This is a genomic window from Gluconobacter sp. P5B12 (genome assembly GCF_018812035.1).
Taxonomy (GTDB): Bacteria; Pseudomonadota; Alphaproteobacteria; order Acetobacterales; family Acetobacteraceae; genus Gluconobacter.
Window position 1 is genome coordinate 450,951 of record NZ_JACRVV010000001.1, and the last position, 25,732, is coordinate 476,682.

24 protein-coding genes are annotated in these 25,732 nt (G+C 57.1%); 11 read left to right on the top strand and 13 right to left on the bottom strand.

The features are described from left to right. Positions 1–21: 21 nt before the first annotated feature. The 4 genes from alaS to aroB form a co-directional block, all read right to left on the bottom strand. On the bottom strand, positions 22–2,661 hold the full coding sequence (alaS, locus tag KP702_RS02040; protein WP_202206449.1) for an alanine--tRNA ligase: 2,640 nt from the start codon (positions 2,659–2,661) through the stop codon (positions 22–24). A gap of 83 nt (positions 2,662–2,744) precedes the next feature. Beyond that, on the bottom strand, positions 2,745–3,308 hold the full coding sequence (locus KP702_RS02045) for a GtrA family protein (protein WP_202206450.1): 564 nt from the start codon (positions 3,306–3,308) through the stop codon (positions 2,745–2,747). A gap of 146 nt (positions 3,309–3,454) precedes the next feature. Further along, on the bottom strand, positions 3,455–4,594 hold the full coding sequence (locus KP702_RS02050) for an OmpA family protein (protein ID WP_202206451.1): 1,140 nt from the start codon (positions 4,592–4,594) through the stop codon (positions 3,455–3,457). A 319-nt stretch (positions 4,595–4,913) separates the two neighbouring features. After that, entirely contained in the window at positions 4,914–6,596 is a 1,683-nt protein-coding gene (gene aroB / locus KP702_RS02055; RefSeq protein WP_202206452.1) for a 3-dehydroquinate synthase, read from the bottom strand. Between the two features lie 62 nt (positions 6,597–6,658). On the opposite strand from aroB, the gene KP702_RS02060 reads away from it, so the two are divergent. Genes KP702_RS02060 through KP702_RS02070 form a run of 3 tightly spaced genes read left to right on the top strand, consistent with a single transcriptional unit; the run spans position 6,659 to position 9,015 of the window. Continuing rightward, a complete protein-coding gene (locus tag KP702_RS02060; RefSeq protein WP_215768431.1) occupies positions 6,659–7,054 on the top strand; it encodes a hypothetical protein in 396 nt (131 codons plus the stop codon). A 17-nt stretch (positions 7,055–7,071) separates the two neighbouring features. Continuing rightward, positions 7,072–7,980 (top strand): tyrosine recombinase, encoded by a 909-nt coding sequence (locus KP702_RS02065; protein WP_215768432.1) that lies wholly within the window; start codon positions 7,072–7,074, stop codon positions 7,978–7,980. A 60-nt stretch (positions 7,981–8,040) separates the two neighbouring features. Continuing rightward, positions 8,041–9,015 carry an acetyl-CoA carboxylase carboxyltransferase subunit alpha gene (locus KP702_RS02070; RefSeq protein ID WP_215768433.1) on the top strand — a complete coding sequence of 325 codons (975 nt, stop codon included), beginning with the start codon at positions 8,041–8,043 and terminating at the stop codon, positions 9,013–9,015. Positions 9,016–9,059: 44 nt separating this feature from the next. Here the strand turns inward: KP702_RS02070 and KP702_RS02075 are convergent, their stop codons facing one another. Then, on the bottom strand, positions 9,060–9,824 hold the full coding sequence (locus tag KP702_RS02075) for a molybdopterin-binding protein (protein WP_215768542.1): 765 nt from the start codon (positions 9,822–9,824) through the stop codon (positions 9,060–9,062). Between the two features lie 101 nt (positions 9,825–9,925). Here KP702_RS02075 and KP702_RS02080 point away from each other — a divergent pair, with 101 nt between their 5' ends. After that, entirely contained in the window at positions 9,926–10,819 is an 894-nt protein-coding gene (locus KP702_RS02080; protein WP_215768434.1) for an SMP-30/gluconolactonase/LRE family protein, read from the top strand. Between the two features lie 42 nt (positions 10,820–10,861). Here the strand turns inward: KP702_RS02080 and KP702_RS02085 are convergent, their stop codons facing one another. After that, positions 10,862–11,875, bottom strand: a complete 1,014-nt coding sequence (locus KP702_RS02085) for a bifunctional GNAT family N-acetyltransferase/(deoxy)nucleoside triphosphate pyrophosphohydrolase (RefSeq protein ID WP_202206457.1) — start codon at positions 11,873–11,875, stop codon at positions 10,862–10,864. Beyond that, positions 11,872–12,984 (bottom strand): Rieske 2Fe-2S domain-containing protein, encoded by a 1,113-nt coding sequence (locus tag KP702_RS02090; protein WP_215768435.1) that lies wholly within the window; start codon positions 12,982–12,984, stop codon positions 11,872–11,874. Before KP702_RS02090 ends, KP702_RS02085 begins: the two co-directional genes overlap by 4 nt. 260 nt (positions 12,985–13,244) lie before the next feature. Between KP702_RS02090 and KP702_RS02095 the strand changes: the two genes are divergently transcribed. Beyond that, a complete protein-coding gene (locus KP702_RS02095) occupies positions 13,245–15,659 on the top strand; it encodes a TonB-dependent receptor domain-containing protein (RefSeq protein WP_215768436.1) in 2,415 nt (804 codons plus the stop codon). A gap of 40 nt (positions 15,660–15,699) precedes the next feature. Here the strand turns inward: KP702_RS02095 and bla are convergent, their stop codons facing one another. Further along, positions 15,700–16,587 (bottom strand): class A beta-lactamase, encoded by an 888-nt coding sequence (gene bla, locus KP702_RS02100; RefSeq protein ID WP_202206460.1) that lies wholly within the window; start codon positions 16,585–16,587, stop codon positions 15,700–15,702. Then, positions 16,584–17,540 carry an ATP-binding protein gene (locus tag KP702_RS02105; RefSeq protein WP_202206461.1) on the bottom strand — a complete coding sequence of 319 codons (957 nt, stop codon included), beginning with the start codon at positions 17,538–17,540 and terminating at the stop codon, positions 16,584–16,586. Before KP702_RS02105 ends, bla begins: the two co-directional genes overlap by 4 nt. A gap of 17 nt (positions 17,541–17,557) precedes the next feature. Here KP702_RS02105 and yajC point away from each other — a divergent pair, with 17 nt between their 5' ends. Further along, positions 17,558–17,902 carry a preprotein translocase subunit YajC gene (gene yajC, locus KP702_RS02110; RefSeq protein ID WP_086634449.1) on the top strand — a complete coding sequence of 115 codons (345 nt, stop codon included), beginning with the start codon at positions 17,558–17,560 and terminating at the stop codon, positions 17,900–17,902. An 80-nt stretch (positions 17,903–17,982) separates the two neighbouring features. On the opposite strand, the gene KP702_RS02115 is transcribed toward yajC, so the two are convergent. Together KP702_RS02115 and KP702_RS02120 are read right to left on the bottom strand one after the other, a co-directional pair. Next, positions 17,983–18,591 (bottom strand): superoxide dismutase, encoded by a 609-nt coding sequence (locus tag KP702_RS02115; RefSeq protein ID WP_046899798.1) that lies wholly within the window; start codon positions 18,589–18,591, stop codon positions 17,983–17,985. 71 nt (positions 18,592–18,662) lie between these two features. After that, positions 18,663–19,535: an NAD(P)-dependent oxidoreductase gene (locus KP702_RS02120; RefSeq protein WP_215768437.1), complete on the bottom strand. Its 873-nt coding sequence runs from the start codon at positions 19,533–19,535 to the stop codon at positions 18,663–18,665. 79 nt (positions 19,536–19,614) lie between these two features. Here KP702_RS02120 and msrP point away from each other — a divergent pair, with 79 nt between their 5' ends. Together msrP and msrQ are read left to right on the top strand one after the other, a co-directional pair. Then, the gene (msrP, locus tag KP702_RS02125) at positions 19,615–20,559 is read left to right on the top strand and encodes a protein-methionine-sulfoxide reductase catalytic subunit MsrP (protein ID WP_211497792.1); all 945 of its coding nucleotides are present in this window, start codon (positions 19,615–19,617) and stop codon (positions 20,557–20,559) included. Continuing rightward, entirely contained in the window at positions 20,546–21,193 is a 648-nt protein-coding gene (msrQ, locus tag KP702_RS02130) for a protein-methionine-sulfoxide reductase heme-binding subunit MsrQ (RefSeq protein WP_215768438.1), read from the top strand. The genes msrP and msrQ overlap by 14 nt, the downstream gene beginning before the upstream one ends. On the opposite strand, the gene KP702_RS02135 is transcribed toward msrQ, so the two are convergent. After that, positions 21,165–21,743: a hypothetical protein gene (locus KP702_RS02135; RefSeq protein ID WP_215768439.1), complete on the bottom strand. Its 579-nt coding sequence runs from the start codon at positions 21,741–21,743 to the stop codon at positions 21,165–21,167. The genes msrQ and KP702_RS02135 overlap by 29 nt on opposite strands. Next, positions 21,740–22,345 (bottom strand): NYN domain-containing protein, encoded by a 606-nt coding sequence (locus KP702_RS02140; RefSeq protein ID WP_215768440.1) that lies wholly within the window; start codon positions 22,343–22,345, stop codon positions 21,740–21,742. Before KP702_RS02140 ends, KP702_RS02135 begins: the two co-directional genes overlap by 4 nt. Positions 22,346–22,550: 205 nt before the next feature. Here KP702_RS02140 and rpoZ point away from each other — a divergent pair, with 205 nt between their 5' ends. From rpoZ to acpS, 3 genes are read left to right on the top strand one after another with little or no spacing between them, the layout of a single operon-like run. Continuing rightward, on the top strand, positions 22,551–22,946 hold the full coding sequence (gene rpoZ, locus KP702_RS02145) for a DNA-directed RNA polymerase subunit omega (protein WP_202206467.1): 396 nt from the start codon (positions 22,551–22,553) through the stop codon (positions 22,944–22,946). Between the two features lie 38 nt (positions 22,947–22,984). Next, positions 22,985–25,285 carry a bifunctional (p)ppGpp synthetase/guanosine-3',5'-bis(diphosphate) 3'-pyrophosphohydrolase gene (locus KP702_RS02150; RefSeq protein ID WP_215768441.1) on the top strand — a complete coding sequence of 767 codons (2,301 nt, stop codon included), beginning with the start codon at positions 22,985–22,987 and terminating at the stop codon, positions 25,283–25,285. 4 nt (positions 25,286–25,289) lie between these two features. After that, on the top strand, positions 25,290–25,694 hold the full coding sequence (gene acpS, locus KP702_RS02155; RefSeq protein WP_046899791.1) for a holo-ACP synthase: 405 nt from the start codon (positions 25,290–25,292) through the stop codon (positions 25,692–25,694). The last annotated feature ends 38 nt before the right edge of the window (positions 25,695–25,732 follow it).

Below are 25,732 nucleotides of genomic sequence, written 5' to 3' on the forward strand. Positions count from 1 at the left end.
GACATCTGTTGTCGTTACGGTTTATGACGCAGCAAGGTGCTCGCGGAGTTTTGCAAAGACTTCATCTGCATTTGCATTGGGGCCACCAGCCTGCGCCATATCTGGCCGTCCGCCGCCACCTTTTCCTCCCATGACTTCAGATGCCGCACGGACAAGCGTGACAGCATTCAGTCGGTCTTTGAGATCTGGCGTGACGGAAACCACGATGCTGCCCCGGCCATCCGCTTCCGAAATAAGAGCAACAACGCCAGATTCGATCTGCTTGGAGATGCTGTCCGCCAGGCTTTTGAGTTCCTTGGGGCTGACGTCTCCCAGATTGCGGGCTGAAAGTGTGATGCCGTTGATGGTTTCGGTTGCAGCCGTACCTTCGCCTGTGGCCAGTTTCCGCTGTAATTCTGAAATCTGGCTGTTGAGCGATTTACGCTCTTCCAGCAGAGCCGAGACCCGTGTGACGGCCTCAGAAACAGGAACCTTCAGAAGGTCGGCGATCTGCTTCAGGCGGCTTTCAGTTTCAAGTGCCAGATTTTCTGCGGCAATTCCGCAGACCGCTTCAATACGACGAACGCCCGCAGACACACCGCTTTCTGATACGATCCGGAACGGGCCGATTTCTCCCACGCGACCAACATGCGTGCCACCACAAAGTTCGATGGAGTAGGCGGGACGGCCTTCCTCTCCGACGCCCATGGAAACAACGCGCACTTCGTCGCCGTATTTTTCACCGAAGAGCGCCATTGCACCCTCGGCAACAGCCTGCTCCTGCGTCATGAGACGCGTTTCGACAGGCGCATTTTCGCGGATACGGGCGTTTACTTCGGCTTCAACAGCCTGAAGTTCTGCGTCCGTCAGCGGGCGAGGCTGGCTGATGTCGAAGCGTAGGCGTTCAGGGGCGTTCAGGCTGCCCTTTTGAGTAACGTGCGTGCCGATCTGGCGACGCAAAGCCTCATGCAGAAGATGCGTTGCTGAGTGATGGCCACGGACGGCCGTACGGCGACCATGGTCGATCTCTGCATGAACGGCCATGCCAGGCTTCAGTGTGCCTTCGACAACCTTGCCATAGTGGACGATCAGATCACCATTGCGCTTCTGGGTATCTGTGATTTGCACCCGCAGACCGTTCGCTGTGAGTGTGCCGTGATCGCCAACCTGACCGCCGCTTTCGCCATAGAATGGTGTCTGGTTCAGCAGGATGGCAATGATGTCGTCACCAGCCGGCGCTTCGGCCAGTTCGTCGTTTCCACGGAAAATGCCCTGCACTTCAGCGTCGGATTTTTCTGACACATAGCCCAGGAATTCGCTGGGGCCATGCTTGTCGCGTGCGTCAAACCATACGGTTTCGGCCGCCGTATCGCCGGAGCCGACCCACGCAGCGCGAGCACGCTTGCGCTGTTCAGCCATGGCTGTTTCGAAGCCGGATTCATCGACAGTGCGACCCTGCTCCCGGAGGGCATCCTGCGTCAGATCGAGCGGGAAGCCAAAAGTGTCATACAGCTTGAAGGCAACGTCTCCCGGAAGAGCCTGCTTGTCTCCAAGATTGCTGACCTCATCGGACAGAAGGGTCAGGCCGCGTTCCAGAAGGGCTGTGAAGCGCTCTTCTTCACCCTTCATCGTTTCAGTGATGAGGGCCTGGTGCTGCACGAGTTCCGGATAGGCTGCGCCCATTTGCTGGATCAGGGCAGGAAGCAGACGGTAGAAAACTGGTTCCTTGGCGCCCATGATGTGCAGATGGCGCATGGCGCGGCGCATGATACGACGCAGCACATAGCCCCGGCCTTCCTTGGACGGGAGAACGCCGTCAGCGATCAGGAAGGCCGTGGAGCGGAGATGATCCGCTACGACGCGATGGCTGGACTTGAACGGTCCGTCTGCATCCTGATGCATGACGTCAGCAGAGGACTCAATGAGCGCACGCATTGTGTCTGTGTCGTAGTTGTCGCGCTTGCCCTGCATGATTGCAGCGAAACGCTCCAGGCCCATGCCGGTATCAATCGAAGGACGCGGCAGATTGTCGCGGGAACCGTCGGCCTGATCCAGAAACTGCATGAACACGAGGTTCCAGATCTCGACGAAGCGGTCACCGTCTTCGTCCGGGGTGCCTGGAGGGCCACCAAAAACACTGTCGCCGTGATCGTAGAAGATTTCGGAGCAGGGGCCGCACGGGCCGGTGTCGCCCATCCGCCAGAAGTTGTCGGACGTACCAATGCGGATGATGCGATCATCGCTCAGGCCGGCGACTTTTTTCCAGAGATCTGCGGCTTCTTCATCTTCAGCGTAAACCGTGGCGAGAAGCTTTTCCTTGGGGAGGCCAAAGTCTCTCGTGAGCAGGTTCCAGGCGAACTCGATGGCTTCGGCCTTGAAATAATCACCGAAGCTGAAGTTGCCCATCATCTCGAAGAATGTGTGATGGCGCGCGGTGTAACCGACGTTGTCGAGATCGTTATGCTTGCCGCCTGCGCGGACAACCTTCTGAGCGGTTGTGGCGCGGGAGTAAGGGCGCGTTTCCTGGCCGGTAAAAACGTTCTTGAAGGGAACCATGCCAGCGTTCGTAAACAGCAGGGTGGGGTCGTTCTGCGGTACGAGGGGCGCTGAAGGAACAATGCGATGGCCGTTCGACCCGAAATATTCGAGGAAGGCTGAGCGGATGTCGTTTGTGCTGGTCATGGGATGAAGCGTCAGATTCCGGAGAAAACGGGAAAAACCAGCGTTACTCCTAGACCATTGTGAGCAGCTTGGAAATGTGCGCCTCAGGGGGCCTTGTGCTCAAAGGGTTCCATGGTTGGTTGTGGAATAGGCATTTGAGGTTCCGGGTCAGGAGAGGTCAGCCCCGCTGCCGGGATCTCCACAGCCATCTGCATAAGTTCCATTGGTGTTTCGGGAATTTTGGCTCTGAAAACCAGACGCCTGGACAGATTGAAATTGGCCATCATGCCGCAACCCGCACCAATCGCGAGCGCCGTAACAGGATGTCGGACGGTAAAGGGTACGAAGGCGTAGAGTAGGAAGACTGCTCCGCGGTTCAGAAGGAACCCGAAGGCATTCGCGATCAGGAACCGAAGCCACTGAAGGATCAGGTGCTGGTTATCGGCCGCCGAGGTTCGAAACGTCCAGGCGCGGTTCAGAATCCAGTTGACGGTGGCGGCAACAAAATAGGCGGCAATGGTTGCAGCGATGAGGCCAATTTCTGGCCGAAAAGCCTCCACGCTTCCCCAGTCTACGAAGAAGCCGAATGCCCCAACGACGCCAAATCGAAGGAACTGATCAATCACCTGCGGGCGTGAACGTGGATAGAAAATTCGGGTGCGTCGCAAGTGAGCGTCTCCGGGTAAGCTATAGGTATTGCTCTAGCGTGCGCAGATTTACGCTGCAAAGGCCTTAAAACAGAAAAAGGCGCCCCGAAGGACGCCTTTTCCAGAAACCCGGAGCCCGAAGGCTCCGGCGTCTTTTTCAAACTGAATTACTTCAGGATGATTTCGACGCGACGGTTCTGCGGCTCGCGGGTGTTCGGGCCGGTCGGAACCAGTGGCTTCTGCTCACCGTAACCATGGATGTCCACAGCAGCTGCCGGAACGCCATCACGGATCAGCTCAGCCTTAACGCTCTGTGCGCGGCGGAGGGACAGACCCATGTTGTAACGCTCACCGCGCGGGCCCGGGTGGGCTGCGGAGTTATCGGTGTAACCGTTAACTTCGATGCGTGTCGTCTGGACGTGCGTGGAAGCCTGAGCTGCCTGAGCAACGATCTCACGAGCGCGGCCCGTCAGGTCAGACTTGTCCCAGTCGAAGAACACGAGGTACGTGCGAGCTGGCGTCGGAGCCGGCGGAACGATGACCGGAGCCGGCGGCGGCGGCGGCGGAGCCGTGTCGAACGCATAACGCAGACCCAGGATGAACTGGTGCGAGAAGCGCGGGTCGAAGTTCACGTTGCCCTTGTGAACGCCAGAGCCGTTGTAGGCTGTGGAGCGGTACGGGCCATCAGCAAACTGCTGACCGATGAAGCGGTATTCGGTCGTGACAGCAAGACCCGGAACGCCCGGAATGTCGTAAGCTGCACCGACGATACCCTGGTACGCGAAGCTGCCCTGCGTGCCACCGATACGGTTGACGGAGCCATTGGCATAGTTCGTCGTGATCGGGTTGTAGTGCTGCCACAGGTAGCCAGCGCCAACACCAACGAACGGCGTGACAGGAACGTTCAGGCCGAAGTGGGCCAGATCGATGTCATACAGGACGTTGACGAAACCGCCATAAGCCTGGTCAGAACCGTTCGTGGAACCGTGAACGGCCGTCGGCGTGCGGTGGTTGATCTGGGAGTAGTTGTACACACCCTCCACTTCAACGCGCAGACCGTTGCCGAAGCCCCAGCCGAACGAACCGAAGCCCGTGAAGCCGTCCTTGTGGCGGAGGCGTGAGCTGCTAGCGTTGTTGCTAGACGTGCCGTCAGCCTGCGTGGTTGGTGAGAAGCGGCCGTGCTGCTGCTGAACCAGGTTGTAACCACCGCCGATGTTGACGTACGGGCCGGTGATCGTGCTGGCCATGGCAAGCGACGGTGCGGCGACCATCGACGTCATGGCAAGGAGTGCCGTGCGGAGACGCATGTTTTCGTCCTCTTAGTGACTAACGTTTCGAGCCGTTGGAAAAACTGCTTCAACCAACGGACCCAGCGCGATGCATAAGCGCATATAGATCGGGGAGTTCCCTAGGACAAAGCCAGACAGAGCCTTCCAGACCTACTCGGGTGGAAGGAGTGACAAAAAAGTCACATTTCATTCCGCCCGCTTCACGATCTACGCCTCGCGTCCCTGCTGCCATAGCTGAACACTTGCAGGGACGCCAGCGTCTTCCGGGAATTTGTGCTGCTCAAATGCAGTTAAAAAACAAAAAGTTAGGCTAAACCATAAAGGACTGTAACGGTCCTTATGCTGTGCAGCCTTCATTTATCAGTAAGTTACGGACGGTATCCATTGGAACGTCACGACTTGTGAATGCTTTGCCAATACCGTGCAGAAGAACAAAGGAAATTTTCCCGTCTTGCATCTTCTTGTCCCGAGTCATGTGATCGAGAAGTACCTGCGCTGAGAACGGAATATCAAACCAGTCAAAGCTGACTGGCATGCCGAGGGTGCGTAAATGTTCGTCCAGGCGAGAAAGGTCTTCCTCTGGCGCATATCCGAGCTGAACGGAAAGAGCCATTGCGAGGTGCAAACCTATTGAAACTCCTTCGCCATGCAGAAGGCGCCCGTCATAACCGAGCTCTGCCTCAAGGGCGTGACCAAAGGTGTGACCAAGGTTTAGCAGGGCGCGACCATTCAGTTTCGCCTGCTCACGTTCATCAGCGGCGACAATAGCGGCCTTGAAAGTACAGGCACGTTGAACCGCTTCCGCAAGAGCTGCCGGGTCTCCGTCAAGAACAGATCGTCCATTGGTTTCACACCATGCGAAAAGATCCGGGTCTGCGATCAGGCCTGACTTCACAATTTCGGCATAACCCGCAACTCGCTGTCTGCGCGGTAGAGTCGCGAGTGCGGAGTTGTCTGCGAGAACGATGACGGGCTGATGGAATGCGCCGATCAGATTCTTGCCGGAGGGTGAATTGATACCGGTTTTTCCGCCGACGGAACTATCCACTTGCGCGAGAAGAGTCGTGGGAATCTGGATGAAGGGAATCCCGCGTAAAGCTGTTGCGGCTACGAAACCGGCCAGATCACCGACAACGCCGCCACCAAGGGCGACGATTGTCGTGCCACGTTCGATTCCCAGCGACAGGAGGCGCGTCATGACCTCGCCGTAGCAGTGCAGGGATTTGCTCTCCTCGCCTCCGGCCACAGAGATGACGTCTGCCTGGATGCCTGTCTCCTGGAAGGACAGAAGCAGGCGGGAGAGGTGGAGAGTGGCAACGGTGTCGTCCGTGATGACGACAACCCTCTTCTGGCGCAGATATGGGGCAACCCAAGCTCCTGCCCGCGAAATCAGATCCGGCCCGACCAGAACATCGTAGCTGTGCTGTGCAAGAGCCACAGGCACTTTTTGAGGATGTTGGTATTCTGCGAGGGTTTCACGGACGCGCTGCACGCCTTGCTCCACGGTTTCGTCTCCGCAATCAATAATGATGTCTGCTTCCGCATAGACAGGGTAACGAACGCCCACCAGTCGGGTCATGACCTCTTCCGGGCTGCCTTGAGCGAGGAGGGGTCTGCCGCCGCGGCCCTGAACGCGTCTGAGCAGAACGTGCACAGGCGCGCGAAGCCAGATCGACACGGCATGCTTACGAACGAGATGGCGCGTCTGGGCGTCCATCCATGCTCCGCCACCCGTGGCGAGAATGCAGGGAGGGCCTTTGATCAGGCGTTCGATGACCCGGCGTTCGCCAGCACGGAAATAGGCTTCTCCATGACGGGAGAAAATTTCCGGAATCGTGCAGCCTGCGGCGCGTTCGATTTCTGCATCCGCATCGACGAAGGGCAGGCGGTAGAGCTGCGCCAGACGGCGGCCTACGGTGGTTTTTCCAGCTCCCATCATGCCAACCAGAACAACAGTGCAGGTCGGGACGGGAAGAGATACCGCCGGATCGGCGGAAAGTGAGGGTGGCAGAGGTGACATGCTCTGCTACCTATCATAGGAGAGGGCATCACGTCCTGCCCGCACTTTGAGACCTGAACATAATGGCACAATCTGATCGTTCATCTTCCCGTTTGCCCATGATTGCTGGAGCTGGTGCTCTGGTTCTGGTGGTGGTTCTGGGCGGACTTTTCCTGCGTCTGGGGATGGGGGTTGTCCCGCCTGAGCAGACACAGGTTCACAAAGAGCTGCCAGCGGCGATGTTCGCTACGTCCGGTTCTGCTGCTGCGGCTCTCCCGGCGATGCCCCCGGTTCCGACCACTCCTGCCGCGGGGGCTGCTCAGCCTGCGCCTGTTCCGGCTCCGGTTGCTGCGGCACCCGTGGCTCCAGCCGCTCCCGCTCTGACGCCATCCACGCCGCTGCCCACAATGCCTGCACCCAAGCCTGCTCCTCTGCAGGGGGCTGCTGCTCCAGCACCTGCTGGCGTTCCCGCGCACTGATCAGGTTGGCCTGACGCATGTCAGAGGTGGTTGATCGGCATGTCGAGGCATTTCTTGAAATGCTTGCGGCAGAGCGGGGCGCAGCTCTGAAAACGCGTCAGGCCTATGCCTCTGACCTCGCGGATTTTTCCCGTCATTGTGCTCCAACGTCTTTGGCGCAGGCGACGGGAGAGCAGGTCAGAAGTTACCTGACATCTCTGTCACAGGCTGGGATGGCTGCCCGTACAGCAGCGCGCAGACTGTCCTGTCTCAAGCAATTTTATCGATTCCTGATGTTGGAATCGATTCGGTCCGATGATCCAACGGATCGTCAGCAGGCTCCGAAAGTCAGTTCCTCTCTTCCTCGTCCTCTGGATGAGAAAGAAATTCGACTGCTTCTGGAAGAAGGCACCAGAGGGCACGACAGCGAACGGCGTGATCTGCTGTCCCGTGCAGCTCTGGAACTTCTTTACACAACGGGCCTCCGAATTTCAGAACTCCTGTCTTTGCCTGCGACATGTGTGAAGGCAAAGGGTGAAATGCTTCTCGTGAGAGGCAAAGGCGGCCGTGAGCGGTTGGTTCCTCTGTCTCAAAGTGCGCGGGAGGCTGCTGAATCTCTGGTTCACTATGACCGGGATTTGGGAAGTCCGTATCTTTTCCCAGGCAGAAATCCTGACAAGCCACTGACCCGGCAGGGGTTCGACAAAATTCTGCTGGCCTGCGCGCTAAAGGCGGGAATTGACCCTGAACGTGTGAGCCCGCATGTGCTCAGGCACTCCTTTGCTAGCCATCTTCTGGCTCATGGCGCGGATCTAAGAGCGCTTCAGATGCTGCTGGGGCATGCGGATATCGCGACGACCCAGATTTACACACAGGTCATGGCGGAACGTCTGAGGCAGCTTGTGACGGCGCATCATCCACTGGCGAAAATCCAGTCCGGGGACTGATCTGCCCCGTAAAAAACCGGGGGGCTGTTTCCGGATGCGTTGCCGTGCTATCCGGCAGCCATGCGCCAATTCCTAGATTTCGAGAAGTCGGTCGCCGAACTCGAGACCAAAATCGACGAACTCCGCCAGATGGGCAGCCAGGAGAAGGACTCCAGCACCAGCGGCATCAACATCGATGACGAGGTTGCCCGTCTTTCTGACAAGGCGGACAAACAGCTTCGTGCAACCTATGCAAAGCTTACGCCGCTGCAGAAGGTGCAGGTTGCCCGTCACGCCCAGCGTCCCAAGGCTCTGGACTATGTTCGTCTTCTGACAACAGACTTTACGCCGCTGGCCGGAGATCGTGCTTTCGGGGACGACAAGGCCATGATTGGTGGTCTTGCCCGATTCCGTGGTGAGCCGGTCGTCGTGGTTGGGACGGAGCGTGGTCACGACACGGAAACGCGTCTGCTTCATAATTTTGGCATGGCCCGCCCGGAAGGTTACCGGAAGGCACAGCGCCTTGTGGAAATGGCCGGCCGGTTCGGGCTGCCGATTCTGAGCTTCATCGATACGGCTGGAGCATGGCCGGGTATCGACGCCGAAGCGCGCGGCCAGGCCGAGGCTATCGCGCGCTCGATCGATATCTGCCTCAAGGCTCCTGTCCCTCTGATCGCAACCGTGATTGGTGAGGGTGGTTCCGGTGGTGCGATTGCTATCGGCGCGGGCGATCGTGTTCTGATGCTTGAGAACTCGATCTATTCCGTTATTTCGCCTGAGGCCGCAGCGTCCATTCTCTGGCGTGATCCGAAGCTCGCTCCGGCCGCTGCTGAAGCCCTGAAGTTGACAGCGCAGGATCTTCTGGGGCTTGGTCTGATTGACCGTATCATTCCTGAGCCCATCGGTGGGGCGCAGCGCCTTCCGGATGACGCCGTGCATGCGGTGGGTAATGTGATTGCCGAAGAGCTGCTGGAACTCCAGAAGCTGACAGGCCCAGCTCTCGTTCAGAAGCGGCGGGACAAGTTCCTGGCCATGACCCGAGGGTCTCTGAACTGATACGAAAAACCGCTGCCCTTCGGAGCAGCGGTTTTTTTTGGTCTTTACGCCTTGTGAGGCGGATCTCCGCTGATCGGATCGCGCCCATGCGCCATGATCAGATCATGCAGGAGAGAGCCTGCATTCTTAACTGCTGACGCATCGTATCCTTTGGCGACCAGCGCTGTCCCCGTTGTGCCGTTCGTCAGGCCATACGGATATGACCCAAGATCAATTTTCGGGAACTGTTCCTGCAAATGGCGCAGATCGTCCGCGAAGTCCCCCTCCTTCAATCCCGCCGCATGCCAGCTTACGGACGTCAGGGGTGGGCCTTTTTCCATCTTGGGAACTAACGTTTCCACCATGGAGGCGAAAATGGACGGGACTCCGGCCATGACGTGCACGTTGCCAATGCTGAAGCCGGGCGCCGCTGAAATAGCATTTTCAATGGGTGTTGCGCCTTTCGGGAGCATGGCCATGCGCTGGCGGGCTGCGTTGAACTTTTCTTTCCCCATGATGGCTTCAAGCTTCTGGAATGTCGGCTCGTGACGCAGCAACGGAACGCCCATGGCCTTGGCGATGCATTCAGCCGTGATGTCATCATGGGTGGGGCCGATGCCACCGCATGTGAAGAGTATGTCGAATCGCTCCCGACATTCCGTGACGGTTCGGATGATGTGGTCTTCGATGTCCGGAATGACACGGACTTCGAGAAGCCGGATACCCTGGGCGTTCAGCGCGCGCGCCAGAACCTGCGTGTTGGCATCCTGTGTGCGACCGGAAAGGATCTCGTTGCCTATGACGAGCAGGCAGGCGTTTTTTTGAAGCATGAGTCTCGTCCTGATAGTCTGTGCAGCGAACGTAGCGCGTTGTGCAGCGTTGTCGAGCAGGGCCGAACGTCTGGCCATGCCTCATTTCAAACAGGACACCCATGAGCACTCTGAAGCACCATCTCCCTGAATGTATTCTCGATCTGCGTGCAACGCTGGGTGAGGGACCCGTCTGGAGTGAGGCTGAAAAGTCGCTTTATTTCGTCGATATCATTGCCGCCAAGGTTCATCGCTTTACGCCGGAAACAGGCGATCACAAGACATGGGATGCTCCGGACCGTCTGGGCTTCCTGCTGCCTGTTGCCAACGGCACTTTTCTTGCAGGCCTTCGCGATGGCCTGCATGGTTTTGATCCTGAAAGCGGAGACTTCGAAGCTGGCCCCAGGATTGAGCCTGACATGCCAGGGAACCGTCTGAACGATGGTTGTGTGGATCCGCTGGGCCGTGTGTGGTTTGGTACGATGGATGACGGAGAAGAAGAACCGACTGGCTCCATCTATCGTGTGATCCATACGGAAGAGGGGCTGGAAATCACGCACCATACCGAGGGGTATATTGTCTCGAACGGTCCGGCTGTCTCGCCATGCGGGCGTGTCTTATATGTTTGTCATAGCCCGAAGCAGACGATTTATGCTTTCGATATTGATGAGAACGGAGATCTCTCGAACGAGCGCATCTTTGCCACGCTGGCGAAGGGTTACCCGGATGGAATCGTCACGGATAGCGAAGGCAATCTGTGGTGTGGCACCTGGGGAGGCGGTCGCGTCGCGCGTTTCCGTCCCGACGGCACAGAATTGCCATCCATTGATATGCCCGTGACGAACGTAACGAAGGTTGCGTTTGGCGGGGATGATCTCAAGACGGTCTTTGTGACAACGGCGCGCAAAGGTCTGGATGAGGACGCTCTTGCCAAGGAGCCGCAGGCCGGATCGCTGTTTGCGTTTCGTACCGACATTGCAGGTGTGCCGCAGAATCAGTTTCAGCTGAACGATTGATCCTTAACGGGCAGCCGGAATGTTTGAAGCGGTTCCGGCTGTTTATCCCAGAAGTTCCTGAAGGAGTGGGATGAGTGGTAGATCCGGATCTGGCATTGGATATTTTGCCAGATCGGCTGCCTCCACCCACGCCAGTGCCTGCCCTTCCCGTGGGGCAGGAACGCCGCGCCACCGCCGCACAACATACAGTGGCATCAGAAGATGAAACGGGCCTGCATTTTCACTGACGAAAGTGAAAGGGGCGAGGCAGGCTCCTGTCAGGTCGACATCCAGCTCCTCTTTCATTTCCCGGATGAGGGCCTGTTCCGGTGTCTCGTCCCGCTCGACCTTTCCGCCAGGAAATTCCCAAAGTCCAGCCAGACGTTTCCCTTCGGGGCGGCGGGCGAGAAGAATACGCCCCTGCGCATCCAGCAGAGCTGCTGCGACGACCAGAAGAGTCCGTGGTTTGCGTGTTGGTGCGGGAGTAGACGGTTGATCTTCCAGTGCAGCCGGAGAAGCCGTTTCAACGGGGTCCGGTATGTCGAGTTGAAGGAAGGTTGACCGCGCCAATTCGTGCACAATGATGGGACATTCGGCCCCACGTGACACAAAGCGACGGCTTGAACGACCAGTTTCTCGAAAGCCAAGTTTGCGGAGGACGGCGGAGGATGCGGGGTTATCAACCGCGACGTCTGCCGTGAGCTTCTCAAGCTTGAGCACCTGAATGGCCCATTCCGTGACACGCCGGGCCGCAGATGTTGTCATGCCCTGTCCCCATGTGGCGGGGGACGCCCAGTAACCTAGAGAAGCAGAACGCTTGTCGTCCGACAGGACCAGCCCGACAGCTCCCAGAAGGATGCCGTCGCGCGTGATGGCAAAATGGTGAGCGATTCCCCGGGAACTGTCCTCCAGCGTGGAGGCAATCCATTTCTCAGCAAGGTCACGCGGGTAAGGGAAGGGAAGACGACTGAGCATGCGGACCACGCTCCAGTCGTTCACGAGGCGATGGACGGCTGGCGCGTCTTCCGGGCGAAGGGGACGTAAAAGAAAATCCCCCGCTTTCAGTTCAGGTGTCATGTCGGCCTTGTTGTATCCTGCTCCTCAGGAACACCGCAACGTGCCAACAGTCGGCGCAGCGTATTGATGACAGGGAAAACTTCCTGATTGTGGTCTCCGCCCAGTTCGTTCCAGGCAGCCTGCTCGAGTTCCACGATATCACGGTCTTCCTTAAAGATCCGTTCCGTAAAGGCGACAAGGAAAGGCCATGCCATATCCAGCACAACGCCGACTTTCGGTTTGCGCACTGAGAGGAGGCCGAAAACGCGACAGGTTTTCTCTTCTGCATCCTGCGGCACGTAGACGATCCACAGATCCATGACGGGCGGTTCGTCACCCGTGGCGATCCTCAAGGTCTGATAAGGATACTCTGTCCGGATCGTCATGACGTCGCGGTGAGCGTAGCGCTCGCTTGCGTCCCGCCGTTCACCGAAGATCAGCGCTTCGCCCCAGGGTTGCTTGCCACTTGTCCGCGCGAAGCTGTAGCGAGCCTCTACGAGGGTGGGCTCGTCCTTGCCACCCAAAAAGCGAGGCTTCATCTGGCCCATCTGCTTCATGTGCATGAACTGATGGTTCATATCCATCAGGTTCTCATGCATGAAACTGTAGTGACAGGCGACTTTCTTGCCGAAACGGCGCGTCTTGTAGGCTGGGTCACGAACGGAGCCGAGTGACGGGAAGGGCGTGGTCTCTGCTTTTGCCGGATCACCCGGGAAAATGAAGATCAGGCCGCCTTCCTCCCGGCAGGGATAGGTTCGCACACCATTCGGAAGCTTGTTCTTCCCAAGATAGGGGACGTCAATGCACCGACCGGAGCGGCCATAGGCCCAGCCATGATAGCAGCACTGTACCGCTTCACCACTCACACGGCCAAGGCTGAGAGGAACCTGACGGTGTGCGCAACGGTCTTCCAGAGCAAACACACTGCCGTCCAGAGGGCGAACGAGCGCAATTGGCTGGCCAGCGTAGCGCGTGCCTATGGTTTTCCCACTTTTTAGCTCATGAGACCACGCGACAGGATACCAGTAGTCCGGGTTGGAACGGATACGACGCAGGTCCGCATTGTGTCCTTGGGGTTCTGGAGAGACGCTGCTGACAATATCAGCTTCTTCTAAGGTACTCTGCGACATGGATATCCCGATCCTGAGTAAAGACGGGCCTTCAAAAGGCATGTTTTCTAAACGAGCCTAACAGGCAAAGGGTTCTCGCAGGAAGGGGGCAGGATGTATCAAGGGAAGTCGCGTCATTTGAGCAACATGAGGCGGGAAAAGCACAGACTAGATGTCATGGAAACATCATCCCGGGGATCAGAGGCTTTGCCTATGAGTATTGCTTGGCTAGGACACCGCTTCCTTTCTTCTTACCCTTAGTTCCCGGAGTATTGGCCTCAGTGCGCACCAAACCCCTGCTTCTGTCTTCCATTGCACTGTTGGCTATTCAATCGCAGGCACACGCTGCTGAGACGACAAAGCAGGTTGCGCCGGGTCATCGGCATGCGCCATCCCGTCATGGCGTGACGACACCGGTAGCACCCTCGAAGGTGCCTGCTCAGAAAACAGCTGTTCCAGCGAAGCACCCACAGCGGACAAATCTGGAATCCCGGTCGACAGAAAGCGTTTCGGTCACGGCGCGCCAGTTGACCGGTCGCGATGCGGAACAGGCTGTTTCGAAAGCCGTCATGCGACAGTTTGTGCCGGGAACCAGTCCTTACCGCATGCTGGACCGGATGCCGGGGGTCAGCTTCACGTCCACGGATCCATTCGGAATCGACAGCTTTGGCGCCAATCTTTACGTCCGCGGGTTCTTCATGAATCAGATGGGTGTGACGGTTGATGGCGTGCCTCTGAATGATCAGACCTATCAGTCTGTGAGTGGCATGAGCCTCGCCTCGGCCATTATCCCGGATGATATCCAGTCCATGCGGATGTCTCAGGGTGCGGGGTCCGTCGAGCTACCATCCACAAACACGCTAGGTGGAACAATCCAGATTGGCTCGTCTGATCCGAACGACAAGCGTGATGGCAAGATCAGTCAGTCTTTCGGCAGCTATAATTCTTATCGCACCTATGTTCGGCTGGATTCCGGCAAGCTGAACAGCTCTGGCACGAAGTTCTACACGTCCTATGCCCGTACCGACGAGGGCATGTGGATGGGCAGTGGTGACCAGTTCATGCAGCAGGTTGATGCCAAGCTCGTACAGCCCATCGGGCAGCGCAGCCGCATGTCTGCCTTCTTTAACTGGTCCAGCCTTGCTCAGTGGAACTACCCGGATACGTCCGTTGGGATTTTGAAGAATCTTGGATGGCGGACGCCGCATCTCTATCCGAATTATGGTCTGGCCTACGGCATTGCAAAAGGCACGGCAGCGCTTCCGGCTGGGTATGGTGGCGTGCCGGGTATCGATGGCTCCGAAATCGCTATGTATGATGGTGGTCAGGCTGAAACCAACTACATGGGTGGCCTGCACTTCGATCTGGCTCTCACGGATAACCTGACCTGGAACACAACGGTCTACGGTCACAGCCAGACCGGCTATTACAGCTACACGGACTCCGAAGACCCATCCCCAAATGGTGCGCCGTTTTCAGAAGAAGTCTGGCAGAACCGTCAGGAGCGCTACGGTCTTGATACGAGCCTTCGCTACAAGTGGGGACGCCACACGATCGAGGGCGGTGTCTGGTACGAGAACAACAACCAGCAGGCGGGCCTGTTCAATTACCAGCAGCCGTTGCTGGGGGAGGGCGCGCCGCTCAAGGCTGTTGGTCCGTATGATGTTTACGGTCGTGCTTTTCTGCAGGGTTACAATTTCGACTGGACGACGAATGTCATGCAGTTTCACCTTCAGGACAGCATCCGCCTGACCGAAGGTTTGACGCTGCATGCCGGATTTAAATCCATGGTGGCAACGACAGCGGGCGGCGCAAACTACAACAACGCTGACTGGACCGGCTCGGATGAACTGCCGAATGGCTCGCTAACGGCGTCTCAGGCCTTCCTGCCGCATCTGAATTTGGACTGGCACATCAACAACCACCATGAGCTGTATGTGGATGTGGCCGAGAATATGCGCGCCTATGAGGTCTCGGCCTATGGCGTGGCGAACTCGGTTTATTCGGTTGAAGATCAGGCGACCTTTCAGGCGCAGAAAAAGTCCCTCGAGCCTTCCAAAGCCTGGGTCTATCTAGGCGGATACCGCTACACGTCCAAGTATCTCCAGGCGAATGCGACCGTTTATCATGCCAGCCTGATCCATCCGATCCTTGCGGCGGCTGTTGGGTCCCTGACCAATCCGGTGTCTCAGGTAATCGACTTCGGTCATATTTCCATGACGGGTGCCAATGGCGATATCACGTTGACGCCGATTGAAGGTCTGAGCATCAGCAACAACCTGAGCTACAACAAGGGGACCTACGACCGGGACGTCGATACGGCGGGTGGTTTCTACGCGCTGGCGGGCAAGAATATCGTCAATTACCCGGCGTGGATGTACAAAACGTCCGTCTCATACACCTGGAAGGGTGCGACGGCGCATTTCGACGCCAACTACTATAGCCGCCGCTACTACAGCTTCATGAATGATACGTCTGTGGGCGGCTACTGGCTGGCGAATGCCGGGATGCAGTACCGCTTCGGCAAGCTGAGTGTGCTGAAAGACGTCACGGCGAGCTTCAACGTCTATAATCTGTTCAACACGAAATACATCGCCATGATGGGCCAGAACGATAATCCTGCGACGGGCGATTATCAGTCCATGGAACGCGGAGCCGTTCGTGAGTTCTTTGGAACGGTCAGCGCATCGTTCTAAGTATGTTCAGAGGCTGGGAGACACAGATCTCCCAGCTTTTTTAATGCCGCCGTAGCCAGTTGGGGTCTGTTGCACGATGAGCGATATCGGCAAACCAGCCCTCTTTCTCTGATTGAGGAATGGAATATCCTGCTGCATAGGCGGCTACGAGAACGGGCTTGCCTGTAGGAGGAAGCAGGATCGCCACATCGCCGGACGCTGCCCGTTCCACAGCTGGATTGTAGCCGGGCTTAACCGTCCATGTTCCGGTCTTGTGACCGATGCGCCATCCTTCTCTCAATCCGGCAGGCATACGTTTTGGACCGGTTGTGGTGGCCAGGAGCCATTTGAGAAGCTGAGCCTGAGAGGCCGAACTCAAATTATTGCCATAGAGCGTGTTCTGAAGGTTCGAGACCATGGCGCGTGGCGTGGTGGTGTCTCGCAGATCCCCCATCGGAACACGGTTCAGCGCCGTTTCATAACGATCCACTCTTGTCACTGGGTCATGATGATCGCGCAGCCAGTGTGTGAGGGCCGCCGGGCCGCCAAGCCTCTTCAGAAGGAGGTTTGCGGCGGTGCTGTCGCTCAGTGAAACCGTTGCAGCGCAAAGCTCTCCAACAGACAGACTGGCGTGCGCTGTTTTTGAAGCCGCGAGAGCGTCTTTGACCGCCGGGGACGCGGCAATGAGATCCTTGCGGCTGAAGGCAATTTCTCGACCCAGGTGTTCACGGCCATAGTCCGTTCGTGACAAGGTGGCGGCAGTCAGCAGCCATTTGAATGTCGAGCACATGGGCAGGTGCATGTCTGGGTTTTCACCGAGTGTTCTGTTCGTTTCCAGATCCAGTGCCCACCATCCGGATTGCTCCTGCTCGCGGGGTTCTGCTGACGCAATGTGTGGGAACGTAGTGAAGGCGCAGGTGGCCCCTGCGAGAAAAGAACGGCGTTTCATGAGTTTGGAATGCCGAGGTCTGCGCTCAGGTCATCAATGAACTGCGCCGCGACACGTCCAGAACGACTGCCACGCGTGAGAGCCCACTGAAGCGCTTTGCGGCGAAGGTCTTCTGGCGAAACGGGAAGCTTGCGGGCTGCGGCATAGGTCTGAACGATATCCAGATATTCGTCCTGGCTGGCACCATACAGGCCGATCCAGAGACCAAAACGGTCTGACAGGGAGACTTTTTCTTCAATAGCCTCCGATGGATTAATGGCGCTTCCGGTTTCGTTCTCGATCATGTCACGCGGCATAAGATGGCGGCGGTTCGAGGTTGCATAGACCAGAACATTGTCCGGACGTCCGCCGATACCGCCATCCAGAACGGATTTGAGAGACTTGTAGTCGGCGTCCTGGCTTTCGAACGACAGATCATCGCAGAAGAGGATGCAGCGGCGATCGGTTGTGCGAAGAACGGCCAGAAGTTTCGGCAGGGTGGAAAGCTCGTCACGCTGGATTTCGATGAGCGCGAGCGTCGGCTGTCCCTTGGCGCGCTGCTCGGCGTTCACTGTGGCAATCGCAGCCTTCACCAGCGAGGATTTGCCCATGCCGCGAGCGCCCCAGAGCATCACGTTATTGGCCGTGAAGCCTTCTGCGAAATGACGTGTGTTCGTCATGACCTGTGAAATCTGTCGCTCAATCCCCCGAAGCAGTGAAAGGGTAACGCCGGAAACCTTCTCAACTGGAGCAAGCGTTCCCATCGCGGCCTGCCAGATAAAGGCATCATGGTGCTTCAGAATATCAGCACTTGGCGGTTTGGGGCTCATGCGTTCGAGGCTGTCTGCAATACGTTCAAGGACGTTGAGCAGGGCGTGATCGGTCATGGAATTCGCTTTGTGCCAGTGATGAAGGAAGCGCCCGTCCTTGACGGGGAAACTCCGGACGATATGGTCCCCGCACGTTTCACTCAAGACTGGACCAATATTCCATGAGCAGTCTGTTCATTTCTTCCGCACAGGCCGCCGATGGCGGCGGGCTCCTCGCGAACCCGACGGTGCTTCAGTTCGCCCCGATGATTTTCATCTTCGTTGTTTTCTACTTCCTGCTGATCCGTCCGCAGCAGCAGCGTCAGCGCAAGCTCCGTGAAGAGCAGGGCGGTCTGCGCCGTGGTGACAAGGTTGTGACGGCCGGCGGTATCGTTGGCATCGTGCAGGCAACCCGTGATGGCAGCGACGAAGTTGATGTCGAAATCGCTCAGGGTGTCCGTGTGAAGATCGTTCGCACCACGATCACGAACATCGTGTCCCGCGACAAGGCTGCAAACGACTCCTGATCGGATCGTAAGGCACCAAGAAAAACGCCCCGCCGGGAGACCGGTCGGGGCGTTTTCCGTTTTCAGGCTGCCTGAAAAGCTCAGGCAGACTTCAGTTCGGCTTCTGCGAACTCGTAGTTCGCCAGCTTGTCCAGATAGTTCGTGATGTAATCCGGACGGCGGTTGCGGAAGTCGAGGTAGTAGGCGTGCTCCCAGACGTCGAGGCCGAGAAGAGCCTTGCCCTGACCTTCGGCGAGCGGGTTGGAACCGTTGGCCGTCTTCGTCACGGCAAGCTTGCCGGACTTGTCGAGAACGAGCCAGGCCCAGCCAGAACCGAACTGCGTTGTGGCAGCCTGCTTGAATGCGGTCTTGAAAGCATCCACGGAGCCGAAGTCTTCCGTGATCTTCTTTTCAAGCGAGGTCGGCAGCTTGCCACCTGTCGGGGACAGGTTCTTCCAGAACAGGATATGGTTCCAGTGCTGGCCGGCATTGTTGAAAACCGGGGCAATGTCAGACTTGCCATGAGAGAATGCGATGATCTCTTCAAGGGACTTGCCAGCCAGTTCCGGCTTGCTTTCGACGAAGCCGTTCAGGGCTGTGACATAGGCCTGATGATGCTTGCCGTGGTGAAGTTCCAGGGTCTCCTGGCACATGCCAGCGCCTGCGAGCGCGTTGGCGGCGTAGGGCAGTGAGGGCAGTTCGAAGGCCATGATGTTACTCCTTGGCAAAATGGAGAAGTCACTCCCTCAGGGATGAGGGGGGACCACTGTCATAATCGATCTCATTTATGAGGCGTGTTGGCAACGCTGTGTTCCATCGCGCCGATGAGAGCTGAGTAGTCCTCGTCAGCGTGCTGGCGGTTGGAAAGGCCCAGAGCCTGATCGGCTATGGCCATGGCGGGCATGAAGGCACCCACTTTACGTCCCGCATCCATCAGAAGGCCCATGTCCTTGGACATCAGGCGCGTCGGGAATTGGGATGGGAAGGACTTGTCCTGGCCCATTTTCAGTTTGCGCTTGTGATGAGGGCTGACAACAGCGACCTGCTGGAGTGTATCGAACAGAACATCGCGGTCGATACCCGCTTTCAGGCCGTAGCTCACACCTTCGGCAATGACATTGAGTGTGGCACCCATGACGCCATTCACGACGAGTTTAAGCCGCGCGGCAGAGCCAGCAGGCCCGGCGTGGATTGTCAGCTTGCCAATGACATCCAGAATCGGTTTGGCGCGTTCGACAGTCTCGGCATCCCCACCGACCAGCATGACCAGGTCGCCGGTTTCGGCTTCGGGTGTACTGCCTGACATCGGGGCGTCCAGAACGACAAACCCGTTTTCGGCAGCGAGTTTGGCGAGAGCCAGAGCCTGTTCCGGAGACACGGTTGACGTGTCGAGCACCAGTTTTCCAGCGGATATGCCCGCGAGCATTCCGTTTTCTCCCTGAAGGGACTGGTTCTCAGCAGCATCATTGGGAACGCAAAGGATGATGACGTCAGCAGCCTCGGCAATGGCGCGCGGGGAGGAAAGCATCTCCGTTTCGTCTTTGCCGCCGGAGGGCGCAAAGGCCACGACGGAATATCCGGCGCGTCGGAGGTTGGCGCCCATCCGCTGGGCCATGGCGCCGTAGCCGATAAAACCGATTTTCATATCGGGCATGCAAACAGGCTCCTTACGATGCGTTGCTTCAGTTCACGCACTATGGCTGCCAGAGTTTCATTCAGATCGGAAATTGATCATGGCGATTTTTCGCTATCCACGTCCTGCACCATCGGAGATTACCCCAAAAGAGGTTTATCTTTCTCGCCGGGGAATGCTGGGAGGGAGTGCCATGAGTCTCATGGCTGCTCTTGCCGGGACGGCTGAAGCGGATGCTCTCAAAGCACATCCTGGCCCTTATTCGGGCGGCCTCACGCCCACGCCGGAAGAATTCGTAACCGGGTACAATAATTTTTATGAATTCGGGATGGAGAAGGATGATCCTGTTTCTCATGCAGGTGATTTCCACCCACTGCCGTGGACACTCGAAATCTCAGGGATGGTGAAGAAGCCTCAACGCATTGATGTTGGAGCACTGTTAAAATCCTCTGACATTGAAGAGCGCATTTACCGCATGCGCTGTGTCGAGGCATGGTCCATGGTTATCCCGTGGGATGGCATTCCGCTGGCGAAGCTTCTAGCCTTGGCTGAGCCTGACAGTAATGCTCGCTATGTCGCTTTTGAAAGTGTTGTCAGGCCCTCTGAAATGCCGGGGCAGAGCAGTGCCTTTTCAGGAATTTCGTGGCCCTATGTTGAGGGTTTGAGGCTGGATGAGGCCATGAACCCGCTCACATTGCTCGCCGTCGGTATTTATGGCGAAAGCCTGCCCAACCAGAACGGTGCTCCCATCCGGCTTGTTGTGCCGTGGAAATATGGTTTCAAGGGAATTAAATCCATCCAGCGTATCCGTCTGCTGGACCGGCAGCCTCCTACGACATGGAACCGATTGGCGCCAGACGAATATGGCTTTTACGCCAACGTCAATCCGCAGGTTGACCATCCGCGATGGAGCCAGGCGAGTGAACGTGTCATTGGCTCCAAGACTCTCTTTGGCACGAAGCGTCAGCCAACACTGATGTTCAACGGCTATGCCGAGCAGGTCGCCAGTCTCTATAAAGGCATGAACCTGCATGAAAGCTTCTAGAGTATCAGGGAAAAGCACTGCTTTTTTACGGAGATACTGGCACGTCGTGCTTTATCCCCTTGGTCTCGTTCCGGCTGCCTGGCTGGTCTGGCAGGGACAAAACGGAGAGCTTGGTGCTGATCCAGTCAATGTCTTTGAGCGCAGCTTAGGTCTTTGGGCTTTCCGGTTTCTGCTGATCTGTCTTGCGCTTGCTCCGATGCAAAAAATTATCGGCATCAATCTGCTAAGGTTCAGGCGGTTGACCGGATTGCTAGCGTTTTTCTATGCTGTAATGCATCTGGCCTCTTATCTCGTGCTGGATCTCCAGTTTGATATTTCGATTTTCTGGCGAGATGTAACGCGCCGCCCATTCATCATTTTGGGAATGGTGGCGCTGGTGTTGCTTTTGCCGCTCGCCGTGACATCAAACCGCATCTCAATGCGAGGGCTCAAGCGAAACTGGAAGCGGTTGCATCGACTGGTCTATGTCGCTGCCGTTCTGGCAGGCATACATTTCTTTCTCTCGTTCAAAACACTGAACAGCACGACTGCCTTTTATCTGACGGTAATGGGGCTGGTGCTGATGACAAGAGTGCCAGCGCTCGTGAGCGCTGGCAGGAGCGTGTTCATGCGCTCGGGCGCAAGGCGCTCCTGATCTGCGGAATAAGCTTTATCAAAGCATTTTTGCGCTGAGTTAGAAGGTCAGGTGCAGCTTCTTCAGAGAGAGGGTGGCATGCATCGGCAAGCAGGAGCCCGTCTGGCAGGCATGTAATGTCGCCAGGTCGGAAATCCAGCCGCGTCAGAGGAATGCCACAGGCTCCAAGAACGGCGATATGAGCGCTGATGCCCAGAACCAATACGAGGCGTAGCCCACTCATGTCCTGCAATTCCTCGCACAGCGCGGCACTACAGAATTCCATGTCGGTGGGGAGGGGAACCTGTTCTGGCGGAAGGTGGCGGGTAACGGGCGTGATCCGCGCCTGAATGAGAAGCGGATCACGATTGTCGTCAGTGAAACAAATTCCCTGTGCTTCCAGAAACGGCACAAGGGTCTTGATGGCTTTTTCCGGATCGAGACAGACAATCAACAGCTCAGCGGTAAGAGGCCCAAGGCCTTCCTTTGGGGACAAGGATGGCTGGACCACTGAACGAACAGGTGAGTGACCGTCTGATGGTGTTGAACCGGAAGAAGCCTGGGGCGTCATGTATCGCTGCTCTCGTCACTGTTAATGTCTGCTGGATGACGAACCGGAGGAGCCTGACGCGGCCTCGTTTCTGACTGGCGCCGTGTGAAGGACGGAGCAATGTCAGCCAACTCCACGAAGCGGTCAGCCTGTCTGCGCAGGTCATCGCCGATCATGGGCGGGGTCGAGCGCATGGAAGAAATGACAGTCACGCGTACGCCACGGTTCTGTGCAGCCTCAACAGCTCGGCGCAGATCCGAGTCGCCACTGATGATGACGGCATGATCCAGTCTGGAGGACTGCTCAAGCAGATCTACGGTGAGTTCGACATCCATATTTCCCTTGATACGGCGTCTTCCTGAATGATCCGTAAACTCTCGGGCATTTTTCAACACAAGGTGGTAGCCGTTGTAGGCCAGCCAGTCTGTCAGTGGGCGAAGTGGAGAATAGTCGTCCGTCTCAGGCATGGCGGCATAATAGAAGGCGCGCTGAAACTGACTCTGGCTTTCAAACAGACTGCGAAGGCTACGGAAATCTACTTCAAATCCAAGGTTGCGTGCGGCGTGATGAAGGCTCGCCCCATCGATGAAGAGAGCGGTGCGTTCGTTTTGACGCAAAATCATATGATATTCCTGGTTGTAAAATGTGTTGTCTCGCCTGACAGAGACAGGCCCCAACGATAGAACATGAAACGATTCAGCCAGCGTTTAAGTTTGGTCAGGATTATGGCAGAAAAGCGGGGCTGCGTTGCATTGGCATGAACAGCATGCTAATGCCAGCCTCTTCTGTATTCATTTTCTATAGTTTTACCCGAAGGGGGCCAGTCGCATGGCGCGTGTAACCGTCGAAGATTGCATCGAGAAGGTTCCAAACCGTTTCGAGCTGGTTCTGCTGGCTGCCCAGCGTGCCCGCGCACTCTCCCGTGGCGAAGAGATGCTGCTCGATCGTGACAACGACAAGAACCCGGTCGTTGCACTTCGTGAGATCGCTGAAGACAAGCTGAACCTTGGTAGCCTGCGTGACGGCATCATCCGTTCGCTCGCCCGCGCTCCCGAGCCGGAGCCTGTGGACGAAGAAGTCATGGACATCATCCCGACGGACCAGAACATTTTCGGTCTGCAGGACGTTTCGGCTGAAGAAGAGCATGCTCACATGGCAGACAACATGTCCGCTGATGAAGCTGCTGCCATTGAGGCAGAGCTGGGTGGCCGGGGCCGCCGCTGATTTTCTCTGCTTTATCCTGACTGAGGGGGGTATGCTTCATGCCTGACGCATCTCCTCCTGTTGAGCGCACCGCTGTCGCGACGGGAGACTTCAAACCTTCCATCAGCGGGCTGCTCCGTCGGATCGAGAGTTACGATCCGACTGCCGATCTATCCCGCGTCGAGGCTGCCTATGATCTGGCAGCCGATGCTCATAACGAGCAGCGGCGGGATAACGGCGACGCTTACATTACTCACCCGATTGCTGTTGCCAATATTCTGGCAGGTTTCAGGATGGACACGACGTCCATCATCGTGGGGCTGCTGCATGATACGGTTGAGGATACAGGCGTTTCCTGTGCCTCTCTGAAAAATCGATTTGGCGAAGACGTTGCATCCCTCGTCGATGGTGTTACGAAGCTGACGCGGCTTGAGTTGCAGTCTGACCGGACGAAGCAGGCGGAAAACTTCCGTAAGCTTGTGCTGGCCATGTCACGCGATATCCGCGTGTTGATCGTTAAGCTCGCCGATCGTCTGCACAATATGAGGACGCTGCATTATGTGCAGCGCCTGGACCGGCGGCAGCGTATTGCCCGTGAGACCATGGATATCTATGCGCCGCTCGCCGAGCGCATTGGTATGGACCGGGTCAAGACGGAGCTTCAGAATCTTTCCTTCGCCCAGCTTGAGCCGGAAGCAGACGCCACGATCCGTGCGCGTTTGAACTTCCTTCGCGGGCAGGGCGCAGACATTATTGAACACATTCGCAAGGAGCTGATTGCTCTTTGTGCGGAGGCGGGTCTCGACAAGGTCGAAGTGACCGGGCGCGAAAAATCTCCCTTTTCAATCTGGGAGAAGATGCAGCGACGCAATGTGGCGTTCGAACAGCTTTCAGACATCATGGCGTTCCGTCTGCTCGTTCCAACTCGTGATGCCTGTTACATGGCTTTGGGTGCCATTCATGGCGCCTATCCGATGATTGCGGGCCGCTTCAAAGATTATATTTCCACCCCAAAGGCCAACGGTTACCAGAGCCTGCATACGGGGGTGACACTCCGTCACCCGCGTAACCAGAAGATTGAAGTGCAGATTCGCACGGCGGAAATGCACGATCTTGCTGAAAACGGCGTAGCCTCGCATTGGGCCTATAAAGAAGATGCGACGCCAAGCGAGCGTGAAGCCGCAGCGCTATCTTCGGCTTTTGGTGCGGGTAGCAGGAAGCTGCGTTGGGTACAGGATCTTCTGGATATTCTGGAAGACAGCCAGGCCCCGGACGAGTTCCTGGAAAATACCAAGCTTGAACTCTATCAGGACCAGGTTTTCTGCTTTACGCCCAAAGGGCAGTTGATCTCGCTTCCCCGGGGCGCGACACCTGTCGACTTTGCCTATGCCGTTCATAGTCAGGTGGGCGATACCTGTGTCGGAGCTAAGGTAAACGGGCGGCTTCTGCCGTTGCGTCATGAGCTCCAGAACGGTGATCAGGTCGAGATCATGACGGCTCGTGGCGGTACACCGTCGCCGTCATGGGAGCGGTTTGTTGTTACGGGTAAAGCTCGTGCGCGCGTGCGCCGGTTTGTGGCCGCACAGCAGCGTCAGGTACATCTGGACAATGGGCGTGCAGCCATTGCCAAGGCCTTCCGTCAGGAAGGTGTCGATGGCTCTGAAAAGGTTCTTGACGGAATCCTCAAGGAGCTTCGGCAGAGCTCTATCGAAGATCTCTATGTGGCTGTCGGGAACGGACAGTTGGGTCCGAAGGATGTGGTCAATACCGCATATCCGGATCTGCGGCAGAATGGTCGGGCGCCTCGGATGGTGCCGGGGCTGTCACCGCGCTTTGGTCAGTCGCTTCTTTTGGGGGCGGGGAGCGCGTCTGCGCGTCCGGCGCCTGTTGTTCAGTCCACCAATATTCTCAAGGGTATTGGAACGGGGATTGCGACGAGTTTTGCCGGATGCTGCCGCCCGCTGCCAGGCGACCCGATTGTCGGCATCATAGCGCAGAGCAAGGGGGTGACGATCCATCGTCGTGGGTGCCAGAATCTGTCGAGTTTTGCAGATACGCCAGAGCGCTTCATTGAGGTGGACTGGGATTATGAGGCGCTCGGAAGACGTAAGGATGCAGTTCCTTACACGGCGCGCCTTTCAGTTGTCGCGGCGAATGAGCCCGAAGTGCTGGCAACCCTGACCAATACGGCAGCCAAATACAATGGCAGCGTCATCAACCTCAAGATTGTGAACCGTCAGCTCGATTTCATGGAAATCTTGGTTGATCTTGAAGTTCGCGATCTAAGGCATCTCTCGTCACTTATTGCCGCGTTCCGGACTGCCGTGGGTGTGATGCAGGTGGAGCGCGCGAAGGGATGACGGCGTGATTCTTGGCATGGGAACAGACCTGTGCATGATTTCCCGCATCGAACGCAGCATTGAACGGTTTGGAGATCGCTTTCTTGACCGGGTATTTACCGAAGCTGAGCGTAGTCACGCTGAGCGTCTGTCTGGTCCGGCGCGAACGGGAAGTTATGCCAAGCGTTGGGCGGCCAAAGAAGCGTGCGTCAAAGCCTTGGGGACGGGAGTTGCTGACGGTGTGCAACTTCAGGACATTGGGGTTCTGAACGATAAAAAGGGCGCTCCAAGGCTCGTTCTTTCCGGCGGAGCTCAGCTCGCCCTGGAGCGTCTGACGCCATCAGGATGTCGGGCAGACGTCCTTGTGAGCCTGACGGATGACCCTCCCTTTGCATTGGCGCAGGTCATCATTCAGTCTGTTAGGGTTTGAAGCGCTCGCCATTGCGGGCAAGCTGCGTTAAGAGCGTC

Coding starts and splice junctions, on each gene's coding strand:
- KP702_RS02120 (WP_215768437.1), bottom strand. CDS start 19,535: ATGCCCGATATGAAAATCGGTTTTATCGGCTACGGCGCCATGGCCCAG.
- KP702_RS02070 (WP_215768433.1), top strand. CDS start 8,041: ATGCGCCAATTCCTAGATTTCGAGAAGTCGGTCGCCGAACTCGAGACC.
- rpoZ (WP_202206467.1), top strand. CDS start 22,551: ATGGCGCGTGTAACCGTCGAAGATTGCATCGAGAAGGTTCCAAACCGT.
- alaS (WP_202206449.1), bottom strand. CDS start 2,661: ATGACCAGCACAAACGACATCCGCTCAGCCTTCCTCGAATATTTCGGG.
- KP702_RS02140 (WP_215768440.1), bottom strand. CDS start 22,345: ATGATTTTGCGTCAAAACGAACGCACCGCTCTCTTCATCGATGGGGCG.
- KP702_RS02050 (WP_202206451.1), bottom strand. CDS start 4,594: ATGCGTCTCCGCACGGCACTCCTTGCCATGACGTCGATGGTCGCCGCA.
- KP702_RS02150 (WP_215768441.1), top strand. CDS start 22,985: ATGCCTGACGCATCTCCTCCTGTTGAGCGCACCGCTGTCGCGACGGGA.
- bla (WP_202206460.1), bottom strand. CDS start 16,587: ATGAAACGCCGTTCTTTTCTCGCAGGGGCCACCTGCGCCTTCACTACG.
- KP702_RS02065 (WP_215768432.1), top strand. CDS start 7,072: ATGTCAGAGGTGGTTGATCGGCATGTCGAGGCATTTCTTGAAATGCTT.
- yajC (WP_086634449.1), top strand. CDS start 17,558: ATGAGCAGTCTGTTCATTTCTTCCGCACAGGCCGCCGATGGCGGCGGG.
- aroB (WP_202206452.1), bottom strand. CDS start 6,596: ATGTCACCTCTGCCACCCTCACTTTCCGCCGATCCGGCGGTATCTCTT.
- KP702_RS02060 (WP_215768431.1), top strand. CDS start 6,659: ATGGCACAATCTGATCGTTCATCTTCCCGTTTGCCCATGATTGCTGGA.
- msrP (WP_211497792.1), top strand. CDS start 19,615: ATGGCGATTTTTCGCTATCCACGTCCTGCACCATCGGAGATTACCCCA.
- msrQ (WP_215768438.1), top strand. CDS start 20,546: ATGAAAGCTTCTAGAGTATCAGGGAAAAGCACTGCTTTTTTACGGAGA.
- KP702_RS02090 (WP_215768435.1), bottom strand. CDS start 12,984: ATGTCGCAGAGTACCTTAGAAGAAGCTGATATTGTCAGCAGCGTCTCT.
- KP702_RS02115 (WP_046899798.1), bottom strand. CDS start 18,591: ATGGCCTTCGAACTGCCCTCACTGCCCTACGCCGCCAACGCGCTCGCA.
- KP702_RS02080 (WP_215768434.1), top strand. CDS start 9,926: ATGAGCACTCTGAAGCACCATCTCCCTGAATGTATTCTCGATCTGCGT.
- KP702_RS02135 (WP_215768439.1), bottom strand. CDS start 21,743: ATGACGCCCCAGGCTTCTTCCGGTTCAACACCATCAGACGGTCACTCA.
- KP702_RS02075 (WP_215768542.1), bottom strand. CDS start 9,824: ATGCTTCAAAAAAACGCCTGCCTGCTCGTCATAGGCAACGAGATCCTT.
- KP702_RS02085 (WP_202206457.1), bottom strand. CDS start 11,875: ATGACACCTGAACTGAAAGCGGGGGATTTTCTTTTACGTCCCCTTCGC.